At 67.4% G+C, this 14090-nt stretch carries 7 protein-coding genes; 3 read left to right on the top strand and 4 right to left on the bottom strand.

What is annotated here, in order from left to right; translation table 11 throughout:
- Positions 1-53: 53 nt before the first annotated feature.
- The 3 genes from NMB40_RS03055 to NMB40_RS03045 are packed head-to-tail and all read right to left on the bottom strand — an operon-like array spanning position 54 to position 5460.
- Complete coding sequence (locus tag NMB40_RS03055) at positions 54-1775, bottom strand: alpha-amylase family glycosyl hydrolase (RefSeq protein ID WP_494360101.1); 1722 nt, start codon at positions 1773-1775, stop codon at positions 54-56.
- On the bottom strand, positions 1775-3262 hold the full coding sequence (locus NMB40_RS03050) for an MFS transporter (RefSeq protein WP_494360100.1): 1488 nt from the start codon (positions 3260-3262) through the stop codon (positions 1775-1777). Before NMB40_RS03050 ends, NMB40_RS03055 begins: the two co-directional genes overlap by 1 nt.
- Positions 3259-5460 (bottom strand): glucosidase family protein, encoded by a 2202-nt coding sequence (locus NMB40_RS03045; protein WP_494360099.1) that lies wholly within the window; start codon positions 5458-5460, stop codon positions 3259-3261. Before NMB40_RS03045 ends, NMB40_RS03050 begins: the two co-directional genes overlap by 4 nt.
- A 256-nt stretch (positions 5461-5716) precedes the next feature.
- Between NMB40_RS03045 and NMB40_RS03040 the strand changes: the two genes are divergently transcribed.
- Both NMB40_RS03040 and NMB40_RS03035 read left to right on the top strand, forming a co-directional pair.
- On the top strand, positions 5717-7783 hold the full coding sequence (locus NMB40_RS03040) for a glycoside hydrolase family 97 protein (RefSeq protein ID WP_494360098.1): 2067 nt from the start codon (positions 5717-5719) through the stop codon (positions 7781-7783).
- A gap of 232 nt (positions 7784-8015) precedes the next feature.
- Entirely contained in the window at positions 8016-10778 is a 2763-nt protein-coding gene (locus NMB40_RS03035) for a TonB-dependent receptor (RefSeq protein WP_494360097.1), read from the top strand.
- 439 nt (positions 10779-11217) lie between these two features.
- On the opposite strand, the gene NMB40_RS03030 is transcribed toward NMB40_RS03035, so the two are convergent.
- The gene (locus NMB40_RS03030; protein WP_494360096.1) at positions 11218-12831 is read right to left on the bottom strand and encodes an alpha-amylase family glycosyl hydrolase; all 1614 of its coding nucleotides are present in this window, start codon (positions 12829-12831) and stop codon (positions 11218-11220) included.
- 193 nt (positions 12832-13024) lie between these two features.
- On the opposite strand from NMB40_RS03030, the gene NMB40_RS03025 reads away from it, so the two are divergent.
- Complete coding sequence (locus NMB40_RS03025; protein WP_494360095.1) at positions 13025-14023, top strand: polyprenyl synthetase family protein; 999 nt, start codon at positions 13025-13027, stop codon at positions 14021-14023.
- The last annotated feature ends 67 nt before the right edge of the window (positions 14024-14090 follow it).

Here is a 14090-nt window from a genome sequence, read left to right as displayed (position 1 = left end):
GTAGCCACCGACCGTTGGTCGGTGGCCGTGGTGTACCGACCAACGGTCGGTACCTACCGGGAGAGACGCTCCGTCCTGGCCTGCTGGTCCGCCACCGCCTTCGCCAGTTCGGCCTGCAGTTCCTTCTGGTTCATCGCCGCATCCAGCAGGTACACCTTCACCCCGTGCGCGGGGACGTCGGCCTTCAGGCTGCGGTTGACCGTCTGGCTGCTGCCGCCCAGCGCATCACGCCAGGTGCCCGGCTGCAGGTAGCGGCTGACCTCGAACGTGCTGGCGGTGTCGCCCTTGTTGAGCAGCACCAGCGCGGTCTGCGCGGTGTCGCCGTGCTGCAGGACGCGATAGAACACCGCCTGGTCGCCCTGCAGCCGTTCGTTGACCTGCAGCCCGCGCTGCAGGGCCGGGGTGGCCTCGCGCAGTTTGGCGATCCGCTGCAGGGGCCCGAAGATCGGGCTCTGCGGGGCGGCGTCCACGCGCGGCTGGCCGAAGTACGCACGGTTGCCGGCATGTTCGGCGCGGCTGCGCATGAAGCCGGTTTCCGAGCCGTAATACAGCACCGGAATGCCGCGCGCGGTGAACAGCCAGTTGTGCGCGTCGATGAAGCCGTTGTCGGTGGCATCCAGCCGCGCCATGTCGTGGTTGTCGTAGAAGCTCATCAGCTCGTACGGGTTGGCGTACGGCCCACCCACCAGGTGCAACGGCTCGGCCAGCGCTTCGAAGCCCTTCTGCTCCTTTCCGAACACGCTGGACATCGCGCCACGCAGCGGGAAGTCCAGCACGCTCACGTTGGCGTTGGTCGGCCAGGTGTGCTCGGCGATCTTGCCGGCGTCATAGTCGAACGCCTCGCCGAACATGAACATGCCCGGGTGCTCGGCGCGGATGCGGTTGACGAACTCATGCCACCACGGGTGCGGCAGCCAGCCGATGGTATCGATGCGCAGCGCATCCACGCCCTGTGCGGTCCACTGCAGGTAGGCGCCCACCAGGTACTCCATCACCGCCGGATTGTCCTGGTTGAAGTCGCCCAGCTCGGCCAGGTTGCCGTCGAAGATCGAGCCCTTGCCCGCATCGACCGGGCCGATGTTGTTGTAGAACGCATGCAGCGGGTTGTGCTTCGGGTCCAGCTGCTGCGGCGGCAGGTTCTGGTGGTCGGCGATGAGCTTGCCGTCCTTGTCGAAGATCTGCCCGAACTGCGGCTGCTTGACCGGCATGGTCCAGGCCGGCGAACCGTGGTTGCCGACGATGTCCAGCACGACCTTCAGTTTGGCATCGTGCAGGCCGCGGGTGAGCCCGGCGAAGTCCAGGTCCGCGCTGGGCAGGTGCTCGTCGAGCTTGTAGAAATTGATGCCCCAGTAGCCGTGGTACCCGGTCTTGCCGCGGTCGGTCAGGGTGCTGGTGCAGCTGATCGGCTTGCTGCCGGTGAAGGCTTCATCCGGGTTGTCGATGATCGGGGTGATCCACACCGCGCCGAAACCGAGGTTGCGGATGTAGTCGGCATTGTCGAGCACGCCCTTGAAGTCGCCGCCGAGGTAGCCGATGTTGCCGTCGACCTTGTCCGGGCACGGCACCGGAATGTCGAAGGTGCGGTGCTTGCCGCCCTGGTCGCGGTGGTCGTTGGACGGGTCGCCGTTGACGAAACGGTCGGTGACCACGAAGTACACCGCATCGCTGGCGAACGGCTCCAGCGTGCCCACGTAATCGGGGCCCGGGGCAGCAACGGCATTACCGGCCAGCAGTGCGAACGAAAGGCCCAGCCACAAACGCGAACGAGACAGCATCAGACAACCTCCTGGTGGGACGGTACCCGCAGCACGCACAACCCGGCGAGCAACAGGCTGACGCCACCCAGCGCCAGCACGTGCATCGGGTTGCCGCCCAGCCACAGGCGCAGCATGAAGCCCAGGGCGCTGGCCGCGACCAGCTGCGGGATGACGATGAAGAAATTGAACAGGCCCATGTACACGCCCATCTTGGCCGCCGGCACGCTGTCGGACAGCAGGGCATACGGCAGCGACAGGATCGAGGCCCAGGCAAAGCCGACCCCGACCATCGACAGCAGCAGCCACTTCGGGTCGTCGATCAGCATCAGCGAGATCAACCCGAGGCCGCCCAGCCACAGGTTCACCAGGTGGCTCATGCGCAGGCCCATCAGGCGCACCATCAGCGGGATCAACAGCGCGGCGAGTGCGGCAAAGCCGTTGTACGCACCGAACAGCACGCCCACCCAGTTGGCGCCCTCGTTATAGGCGGCCGAGCCCGGATCGGTGGAACCGAAGTGGGTACCGGCCACCGCGGCGGTGGTGTAGATCCACATCGCGAACAGCGCGAACCACGAGAAGAACTGCACCCAGGCCAGCCGGCGCATGGTGCGCGGCATGCTGCGCAGGTCATCGACGATGGTGGCCAGCATGTGCGGGCCCGGCAGCACCCGCGCCACGCCAAGCAGCAGACCGTAGGCGACGCACAGCCCGGCCAGCACGTAGAGCATCTTGTCGCCGTTGCGCCAGGCGATGGCCGCAGCCAGCGCCAAGCCGAGCGCGATCCAGCCGCCGATCTGCAGCATCGGCGGTGGCCCGGCGACAGGCGCGGCCTGGTGCACGGCCGGCGGTTCGGCGTCGTCGAAGCTGGCCAGCTCGCCCGGGGAGTATTCGCGGGTGCTGAACACCGTCCAGGCGATCGAGGCCAACAGCACCACGGCGCCGAAGTAAAACGCATAGCGCACCGTGGGCGGCACTTCACCGGCCGGAGCCGTGTTGGCCACGCCGAAGTGGGCCAGGATGAACGGCAGGAAGCTGGCCACGATGGCGCCCACGCCGATGAAGAAGCTCTGCATCGCGTAGCCGGTCGGGCGCTGGCGCGGGGCCAGCTTGTCGCCGACAAACGCGCGGAACGGCTCCATCGAGACGTTGATGGAGGCATCCAGCACCCACAGCGTGCCAGCGGCGATCCACAGCGTGGGCGAGTTCGGCATCACCAGCAGCGCCAGCGTGGTGAACACCGCGCCGATCATGAAGTACGGCCGGCGCCGGCCCCAGCGGGTCCAGGTGCGGTCGGACAGGTAGCCGATGATCGGCTGCACCAGCAGGCCGGTCAGCGGTGCGGCGATCCACAGCCCGGGCACGGCATCCATCGGCGCGCCCAGCGTTTCGAAGATGCGGCTGGCGTTGGCGTTCTGCAGGGCAAACCCGAACTGGATGCCGAGGAAGCCGAAGCACATGTTCCAGATCTGCCAGAACGACAGGGTCGGCTTGGCGGTGCGGCTCATCGGGTGGCCTCCGCGTCGCCGGCTACCGGTGCGACCAGCAGCGCGCTGACGGTGGCCGCGTTGAGCACGCCGTCGCGCCCGCCCTTGCCGCCGTTGTACTGGGCGAAGTGTTCCAGTGCGCTCATGTTGAAACCCGGCTCCAGGGTGAAGCGGCAGCCGCCCTTGGGCAGGTCGAATTCGGCGGCGGTGGAATCCTGCGGGCCAACGCTGTGCGGCATCACGATCGTGGCGCGCTGGACCGGTTGCCCCGCGCAGTGCACGGCCAGCTGCTTCACCGCAGCGGTGACGCCGGTGTTGATCGGGCCGTTGGGGTTGTCGTAGTGCAGGCGGATGCGCACGCGGGTGGGCGTGCCGGCGGTCCACGTCCAGTGGGTTGCGCCGGGAAGGCGTTGCTGCGGGCCGATGCAGGTCATCGGGCTGTGCAGCGATTCGAGGGCGCCTTCGCGACGGGTGAAGCTGAGGCAGTGCTGGTGGCCGTCGTTGGTGACGGTGTGGGTGGCCGAGCTGCCCACCGCGATGCCGTCCTGCCAGAGCTGGTGGTTGGCGGGGACGGCGATCGTCCAGGTGTTGCCGCGCTTCTGCGGTTTCGGGGCGGCGGGGGTGGCGGGAGCGAAGGCGTTGGGGTTTGCCGGGTCTGCGCGGAAAGCGGACACGCGTGGCGTGTCCCTACGCGGCGCGAGCTGGACGGTTACGGTGTTGCCCTTGCGCTCGATTGTCTTTGCTGCGAGCAGGTCGCCGTCGAGGGTGCGCGGGCGCTTGAGGATGTAGCGGGTGGTGCCGTCGTCAAGCTCGATGCTGTCGCGCGTGCCGAACAGCTGCGGGACCAGTGCCACCGGCAGCTTGGGCGCCACCGTGCCGTCCGCCTCCACCCCGAACACGCCTTCGAGCACCATCGACAGGTACCCGGCCACCGACCACAGCTGGCGCGGCGAGTTGACCACCGGGCCGCTCAACGGGCCTTCGTCGACGTGCACGGCCAGCGTGCGCATCTCATAGTTCTCCATGTTCGAACCGGCCAGCGCGCTGCCGCGCATCAGCGATTCGATCTCGCGCTGGATGCGGGTGGCATCATCCACCTTGCGCGCCGCACGCAGCGAATAGGCGCTGACGAACGGCCACACCGCGCGGTTGTGGTAGATCGGCTGCTGCGCTTCCTGCGGCCACACCACCGGACTGCCACCCTCCACGTACGGGTAGTTGGCCAGCGAACGTCGGGCGCGCTCGGCCGGGAACACATCGGCCAACACGCCCAGCGAGATGCCCAGCAGGTCGTACTTGGCGTAGGGCACCGGGTGCGCGGCTTCGCCGATGTAGCTCATGTACATGCCGGCGTCTTCGCGCCAGAAACGGGCGTCGATCTGCGTGGCCAGCGCGTCGGCCCAGGCCGCGTACTCGGTGGCGCGGCCGTCGCCGAGCTCACGCGCATACTTCTCGGCCAGGCGCAGCGCCTGGTAGTGCAGCACGTTGGTGGACAGCGCGAAGGAGTCGCCGATGAAGCGCACGTCGTTGCGGGTCCAGTCCGGGCAGGTCTGTTCGCGCCAGTCCAGGAACGAGGTCTCGCCGCGGTACAGCCCGGTGCGCGGATCGAACACCATTGCCCGGTCCTGCGCCAGCGTGGCCTGCAGGGCCTGCCAGGTCTCGGTCATGAAGCTGGAACTGTCGTGCAGGTCGCGCGCCGCCAGGAACCACACCACGCGGTCGCTGCTGATCGGCCAGCTGCCGCCGGAACCGGTGTCCTGGGCCACGAACAGCCCGGGGGTGATGCCGTCGCGCGCCTTGGACAGCTTGAACTGCAGCGAATTGCGGACGCGGATTGGCTCCAGCCGGGCCAGCGCCAGGTCGGCGGCGAAACTTACATCGCGCGTCCACACATAGGGCCAGCGCTCGCCGGTCTGGAAGCACTCGCAGTCCACCGGGTTGCCGAAGTTGAAGGCCGGGTCGCGGATCGCGTCCACGCGGTCGGCCGCCATGTCCTGCTGGGCCAGCGCGAACAGCGCATCGAACATCACGCTGTCGGTGCGGCTGCGCATCGGCTGGGCGGCAATCGCCACCGGCTTGCCATGGGCCAGCAGCTGGAAGCTGCCGTCGGCAGCGGCGATGGCGCGCGCCGTGCGGCCATCGAATGTCAGGTCCTCCGCCGCAGCGGTGGATACCAGCGCCGCCCCGAGGGCAGCGGTCAGGCAGATCGTTTTCAGCATCGAAAAGCGGCGGACCGGCTTGCGCCCGTCGGCCTTCCTCCCTTCTTGCACGCGGTATGGTTCGCCAGCGCCGGGGCGCTGTCGTCGCGGCCCCCTCCCAGGGTGCCTGCCTGCATGGTAGGCGACGACCGTCGCCCGTCGCACTGCACAGATGACATCGGTGCCCGCTTGCATACGTATTCATGGCGTGGCGCGGTGAGGCCGTGGCACGCGTGGATATAGTCCGGGGCAGACATGCACTGCCCTGGGAGGGGAAATGCCACTGGATTTGCCGTTGTTGCGCGCGGTTGCCGCGCCCCGCCCGCTGGCCTGGCTGGCACTGTCGTTGCTGGTCTGCACCACCGCCGCACACGCTGAACCGGTCACGGTGGCCAGCGCCAGCTCACCCGGCGACATCCTGAAGGTCTCGCTGCAGCTGGATGGCGGCAACCCCAGCTATCGGGTCGAGCGCCTGGGCCAGACCGTGGTGGCTGAATCGAAACTGGGCTTCCAGCTGCGCGACGGCCGCCTGGACCGCGACCTGGCGGTGCTCGGGCAGGACACGCGCAAAGTCGATGACACCTGGGAACAGCCCTGGGGCGAGCGCCGCAGCGTGCGCAACCACTACAACGAAGTCACCGTGCACCTGGCCGAGCGCGGCGGTGCCAAGCGCCGCCTGGACGTGGTGTTCCGCGTCTACGACGACGGCCTGGGCTTCCGCTACCACTTCCCGCAGCAGCCTGGCCTGCGCGAAGCGATCATCGATGACGAACTGACCGAGTTCGCCATTGCCCCGCAATCCACCGCCTGGTGGATCCCGGCCGGCGAGCCGATCCATTACGAATACCTGTACCAGCGCACGCCGCTGGACCAGGTGCCGCTGGCACATACCCCGCTCACCCTGCGCAGCCGCGACGGCCTGCACGTGGCGATCCACGAGGCGGCACTGGTCGATTACGCCGGCATGTGGCTGCGGCGCACGGAGGGCCAGCGCCTTCGCGCCCAGCTGTCGCCGTCAGCCGAAGGCTGGAAGGTGCGCCGCACCCTGCCCTTCGATACGCCCTGGCGCACGCTGCAGATCAGCGACACCGCCGGCGGGCTGGTGGAATCCAACCTGATCCTCAACCTCAACGAACCCAACGCACTGGGCGATGTGAGCTGGGTGAAGCCGTCCAAGTACCTGGGCGTGTGGTGGTCGATGCACCTGGATGAAGAAAGCTGGGCCACCGGCCCGAAGCATGCGGCGACCACGGCAAAGACGAAGAAGGTGATCGACTTCGCCGCCAGGCACGGCTTCCGCGGCGTGCTGGTGGAAGGCTGGAACCCGGGCTGGGATGGCAACTGGGTCGGCAACGGCTACGACTTCGATTTCACCCGCGCCACCCCGGACTTCGACATCGAGGCGCTGTCGGCCTACGGCGCGAAAAAAGGCGTGCACCTCATCGGCCACCACGAAACCGGTTGCGCGATCGAGCACTACGAAGACCAGCTGGGCGCAGCCTTGGACCTGTATGCGCGGCTGGGCGTGGATTCGTTCAAGAGCGGCTATGTCTGCGATGACGGCCAGGTGGACCGGCGCAATCCGGCCGGCGGCCCGTTGTGGCGCGAGTGGCACGACGGCCAGTTCATGGCCCGCCATCACCTGAAGGTGGTGCAGGAAGCAGCCAAACGGCACATCGCGGTGAATCCGCACGAGCCGATCAAGGACACCGGGCTGCGCCGCACCTACCCCAACTGGATCTCGCGCGAAGGCGCACGCGGCATGGAGTACAACGCCTGGGGCCAGCCGCCGAACCCGCCCGAACACGAGGTCAACCTGGTGTTCACCCGGCTGCTGTCCGGGCCGATGGATTACACCCCCGGCATCCTCAGCCTGAAGGGCCGCCACGGCCAGGCGATTCCCAGCACGCTGGCCCGCCAGCTGGCGTTGTACGTGGTGATCTACAGCCCGATCCAGATGGCCGCCGACCTGCCCGAGCATTATGAACAGCACCGCGAGGCGTTCCGCTTCATCGAGGATGTCGCCGTGGACTGGGATGACACCCGCGTGCTCGATGGCGAGGTGGGCGACTACGTGACCATCGCGCGCAAGGACCGCCACAGCCGCGACTGGTTCCTGGGCAGCATCACCGATGAGCACGGCCGTTCGCTGCCGGTGCCGCTGTCGTTCCTCGAGCCCGGCGTGCGTTACCGCGCCGAGATCTACCGCGACGGAGACGGTGCCGATTACCAGCGCAACCCGTTCGCGTTCAAGCGCGAAACCCGCGAGGTCACCAGTTCGGACACCATGAACATCGTGCTGGCACCGGGCGGTGGGCAGGCCATTCGGTTTACCCCGATGTAAATGCGTAACGACCAACGGTCGTTACCTACCGCGGTAGGGCACGACCGTTGGTCGTGCTGATGATGTAATCGATTCCACGGTCGGCATCTGCATTGAATACGTATGCAGGGTGATTCGCCGCGCGAAGCCGCTGCCTACCATAGCCACGCAGTCAACGGCCACCGCGCCAAGACGCGCCCGGGTGATCCGGGCAACCACAATTCAGTTTGGCAACATTGCCTGGGAGGGGAAAATGTTGAATCGCAAGCGCAGCGCGCTGAGTATCGCGCTGGCCGTCGCCCTGACGCCGTCATTGGCGTTGGCGCAGTCCACCACCACCGATCCGGGCACCACCCCGCCGGCCGGTACCGCCGCCACCGACCTGGATACCATCCAGGTGACCGGCATTCGCCGCGGCATTGAAAACGCCATTGCGATCAAGCAGGACGCCACCTCGGTGGTCGAAGTGATCTCGGCGGAAGACATCGGCAAGCTCCCGGATGTGAGCATTGCCGAATCGCTGGCCCGCCTGCCCGGCCTGGCCGCACAGCGCGTGGCCGGCCGTGCGCAGGTGATCAGCGTGCGCGGCCTGTCGCCCGACTTCGCCACCACCCTGCTCAACGGGCGTGAACTGGTCAGCACGGGCGACAACCGCAGCGTGGAGTTCGACCAGTACCCGTCCGAGCTGGTCAACGGCGTGACCGTGTACAAGACCCCGGATGCGGCGCTGGTCGGCCAGGGCCTGTCGGGCACCATCGACATGCAGACCGTGCGCCCGCTGGCGTTCGGCGAGCGCGTGATCGCGCTCAGCGGCCGCTATTCGAAGAACTCGCTGGGCAAGGCCGCCAACGTGGACGCGTTCGGCAACCGCTTCAGCGCCAGCTACATCGACCAGTTCGCCGAAGACACCTGGGGCATCGCGCTGGGCTACGCGCACAGCGACAACCCGATCCAGGAAAACCAGGTCGGCCTGTACGAGCCGTGGACCACCGAGCAGACCGACCAGGGCAACCGCCCCGGCGTGGCACCGGGCACCGCGTTCTCCGACGGCATCAAGGCGCTGCGCCGTACCGGCAACGCCAAGCGTGACGGCTACATGGCCACCGTGCAGTTCCGCCCGTCGAACGTGTGGACCAGCACGCTGGACATGTTCCACACCAAAGCCGAGCAAATTGACACCGCCAACCAGTTCGAGGTCAACCTCAGCAACTACAACGGCGGTTACACCCCGGGCCTGCTGATCACCAATCCGCAGGTGAACGGCAACGGCACCTTCACCGGCGGCACCGCCAGCGGCGTGTACCCGCTGGTGCGCGGCATGTACAACAAGCGCGAAGACAAGATCGACGCGTTCGGCTGGAACAACGAGCTGACCTTCGACAGCTTCAAGCTCACCGCCGATGTGAACTACTCCAAGGCCACCCGCGATGAGCTGAACCTGGAGAACAACCTGCAGCTCACCCCGATGCCGCAGCTGGACACCATCGGGCTGACCATCAACCCGGATGGCTTCTCGCAGATCCGCCCGGGCCTGGACTACTCCAACCCCGAAGCGCTGTACCTGACCAACACCATCTACGGCTCCGGCTACGGCAAGGTGCCGCAGGTGGAAGACCGCCTGAAGGGCGGGCGCCTGCAGGGCACGTTCAACATGCCCGAAGCGCTGTCGTGGTTCCAGGACGTGGACGTGGGCGTGAATTACGCCGACCGCCGCAAGGAAAAGACCCAGGCCGAAGGCAACATCCTGCTCGGCGCGCAGGGCGATGCCAACGTCGCCGGCGACCTGCAGTACGCCCCGGTCAACCTGGGCTTTGCCGGCATCGGCTACATCCCGGCCTGGAACGTACCGGCCGCGGTGGACCGCTACATGACGTTCAACCCGGTCACCAACCTGGACTACCTGATTCCCAAGTCGTGGGTGGTGCAGGAAAAGACCACCACCGCCTGGGTGCGCGCCAACATCAACACCGACATCGGTGACGTGCGCGTGCGCGGCAACATCGGCGTGCAGATGATCACCACCGACCAGAGCTCGCAGTCGAACTACTTCGACCGCTCGCGTCCGGCCGGCCAGGAAGTACTGCCGATCGATGAAGGCAAGAAGTACACCGATTGGCTGCCGAGCTTGAACCTGGCCTTCACCTTCCCGTACCAGCAGACCCTGCGCTTCGCGGTGGCCAAGCAGGTCGCGCGCCCGCGCGTGGACCAGATGCGCGCCGGCCTGGAGTTCGGCGTGGATACGGCCACCGGGAAGCCGGGCGGCAGCGGCGGCAACCCGCTGCTGGATCCGTGGCGCGCCAATGCCATCGACCTGTCGTACGAGAAGTACTTCGGCGAGAAGGCGTACGTGGCGGCGGCGGTGTTCTACAAGGACCTGAAGAGCTACGTCTACACCCAGTCGGTGGACGACTACGACTTCAGCAACCTGCTGGCCAGCTACGTGCCGCCGCCGGGCATGATCGTGCCGGTGCAGACCACCGGCACCTTCTCGGCGCCGCAGAACGGCGAGGGCGGCACCCTGCGTGGCCTGGAACTGACCGCCTCGTTCCCGCTGGAAATGCTGGCCGACCCGCTGCTGGGCTTCGGCGTGCAGGCCAGCGCGACGTTCAACGACAGCGACATCAAGATCATGGACCCGGAAAGCGCCTCCAGCGTGGGTACCGATCCGATCAGCCTGCCGGGCCTGTCCAAGCGCGTGTACAACTTCACCGCCTACTACGAGCGCAATGGGTTTGAAGCGCGCGTGAGCCAGCGTCGTCGTTCGGACTTCATCGGTGAAATCGGCAACTTCAACGGCAACCGCACGCTGCGTTACGTGGTGGGCGAGAACGTGACCGACGCGCAGGTGAGCTACACCTTCGCCGACGACAGCGCGCTGCACGGCCTGACCCTGTTGCTGCAGGGAAGCAACCTGACCAACGAGCCGTACCGCACGTACGCCGGCACCAAGGATCGCCCGCTGGAATACATCGAGTGGGGCCGTACCTACATGCTGGGCGTGAACTACAAGTTCTGATCCCAGTGTAGAAGCACGAACGAAGAACCCGCTGCGCGAGCAGCGGGTTTTTTGTTGTGGGTTCGTTGTGAATCAAACGCGGCTGCCGGTGAATCGAGCGCCGGGGCGGCATACCCTTTCCGGCGAATGTCCCCCGGCGTCGGCCAGAGGCCGACACCTCCTCCTTTACTTCGCCTCCAAGGGTATGCCGCCCCGGCACTCGATCCACCGGCGTTGCACCCCGCCTTCTGCTTTTCCATCGCGAACCGCGAGCCTTGCCCCGTCGCGGCCGGCAGGCTCCTGGCAAAGTAAAGGAGGAGGCCGTCGCCGCAGGGCGACCGCCGGGGGACATTTGCACAGGGGCCTGCCGGCCGCGGCGGGGCTCTCAACGCTCGCGATGAACCAAAAAAAAGGGCGGAACCTTTCGGCTCCGCCCATCAAAACCACCGGAAATCTCGTATCAGGCGCGGCGTGCGCAGTACATCGCCTGCGCCGGCAGGTGCAACACGCCACCGTCGGCCTGGCCTGCATCCGGGCCGGGCACATGCAGCGCGTGCCACTGCCCTGCCGGCAACGCCACCTGCGCCGCCTCGGCCGACAGGTTGAATGCCAGCAGCAGCGTCTCGCCCGCATGCACGCGTTCGAACATCAGCACCGGCTCGGCCGTGTCCAGGAACCGGATGTCGCCCAGCAGCAGGGTCGGCATCGTGCGGCGCCAGGCCAGGAACTGGCGGAACGCGTTCAACACCGAATGCGGGTCGTGCTCCTGCACGGCGACCGCGCTGGCCTGGTGCTCCTGCGGAATCGGCAGCCAAGGCTCACCACGGGTGAACCCGGCCAGCGGCGCATCCAGCCACGGCATCGGCGTGCGGCAGCCGTCGCGGCCCTTGAAGTTCGGCCAGAAGGTGATGCCATACGGGTCCTGCAGCGCCTCGAACGGCACGTCCGCTTCGCCCAGGCCCAGCTCTTCGCCCTGGTACAGGCAGATCGAACCGCGCAGCGAGCACAGCACCGCCACCAGCAGGCGCGCCAGCCGCGGCTGCGCCGGGTGCCCGCCCCAACGGGTCACCGCGCGCTCCACGTCGTGGTTGGAGATCGCCCAGCACGGCCAGCCTTCGGTCATGGTCGCTTCCAGCCGCGACACGGTGTCGCGGATGTAGGCCGCGCTGTAATCCTTGACCAGCAGTTCGAAGCTGTAGCCCATGTGCAGGCGGCCCGGCGCGGTGTATTCGGCCGTGGTCGCCAGCGAATCCTCGGCGGAGATCTCGCCCAGGCTGACCGCGCCCGGGTACTCGTCCAGCAGCCCGCGCAGGCGCTCGATGAACGGCAGGTTCTCCGGCTGGGTGTTGTTGTAGTAGTGGTACTGGTAGGCGTACGGGTTGTCGGTGCTGAAGCCCCGGCCCAGGCGCTTTTCCAGCGGCTTGGCCGGGTTGTCGCGCAGCTGCTTGTCGTGGAAGCAGAAGTTGATCGAATCCAGGCGGAAGCCATCCACGCCGCGGTCCAGCCAGAAACGCACGTAGTCCAGGGTGGCCTGCTGCACGGCCGGATTGTGGAAATCCAGGTCCGGCTGGTCGGCCAGGAAGTTGTGCAGGAAGTACTGCTCGCGGCGCGGCTCCCACTGCCAGGCCACGCCCCCGAAGATGGACATCCAGTTGTTGGGCGGGGTGCCGTCCTCGCGCGGGTCGGCCCACACGTACCAGTCCGCCTTGGGATTGGTGCGGTCCTGGCGGCTCTCGCGGAACCAGGCGTGCTCGATCGAGGTGTGGCTGAACACCTGGTCGATCATCACCTTCAGGCCCAGCGCGTGCGCCTTGGCCAGCAACCGGTCGAAATCGGCCAGGGTGCCGAACAGCGGGTCCACATCGCGGTGGTCGGCGATGTCGTAGCCGAAGTCGGCCATGGGCGAGGTGAAGAACGGCGAAATCCAGATCGCGTCCACGCCCAGCGAGGCTACGTAGTCCAGGCGCTCGATGATGCCGGGCAGGTCGCCCACGCCATCACCGTTGGCATCGAGGAAACTGCGCGGGTAAATCTGATAGATGACGGCACCGCGCCACCATGGAGTCTGCGTCATCGAGGGCCCCCCTCCGGGCTTCCAGGGCGCCCTCCCAGGGCGCCAGAACGTACCCGACAAGCTTAGCGGGGCACCCTCGGCGGTGGCGCCGCTTGCATACGTATTCACGCCCTGCCCGCCCCCCGGAACGCCTTCGCGGGCGGAATACGTCCGCACCGCCTATAATTCCGCCCAAGCCTGAAAGTCAGACCGCATGACCATCACCGAAGACACCCGCCCCGCGCTGGGCCTGCCCCAGATCCAGTCGCTCGCCGCGCCCGACATGGCCGCCGTGGATGCGCTGATTCGCCGCCGACTGTCCTCGGATGTCGTGCTGATCAACCAGATCGCCGACCACATCATCTCCGCCGGCGGCAAGCGCCTGCGGCCGATGCTGGTCATGCTGGCCGGCCACGCGGTCGGCCAGGCCGGCCCGGAGCACCACCAGCTGGCGGCGATCATCGAGTTCATCCACACCTCGACCCTGCTGCACGACGACGTGGTGGACGAATCCAGCCTGCGGCGCGGCCGCAGCACCGCCAATGCGCTGTGGGGCAACGCCCCCAGCGTGCTGGTCGGCGATTTCCTGTACTCGCGCAGCTTCCAGCTGATGGTCGAACTGGACCGCATGCCGGTCATGCAGATCCTGGCCGACACCACCAACCGCATCGCCGAAGGCGAAGTGCTGCAGCTGCTGCACGTACACAACCCGGACACCGACGAAGCGGCCTACCTGCGCGTGATCGAGCGCAAGACCGCGGTGCTGTTCGCCGCCGGCACCCGCCTGGGCGCCCTGGCCAGCGGCGTGGACGCGGCCACCCAGCAGGCCCTGTACGACTACGGCATGCACCTGGGCTACGCGTTCCAGATCGCCGACGACGTGCTGGACTACTCGGCCAACGCCGACGAGCTGGGCAAGAACCTGGGCGACGACCTGGCCGAAGGCAAGGCGACCCTGCCGCTGATCCACGCCATGGCCCATTCCGACGCCACCACCCGTGAGCGTCTGCGCGGGATCGTGCAGGACGGCGATGCGGATGCGATGCCGGAAGTGCTGGCCGCCATCCACGCCACCGGCGGGCTGGAATACAGCCGCCGCCGCGCCGAGGAATACGCCGACGCCGCCGAGCGCGCGCTCGACGGCCTGGCCGACAACGATGCCGTGGCCGCGCTGCGCGGCCTGGCCCGCTACGCGGTGCAGCGCTCGCATTGACCGGAACGCGGGGACCGTGACATTCCGGTAGCGCCGGCCGTTGGCCGGCCCAGGCGATCCGTGGGCC

It is taken from the genome of Stenotrophomonas sp. FBCC-B152, assembly GCF_059134105.1.
Note: the sequence above shows the minus strand (reverse complement) of the source record. Positions and strands in the feature narration are given on the sequence as shown.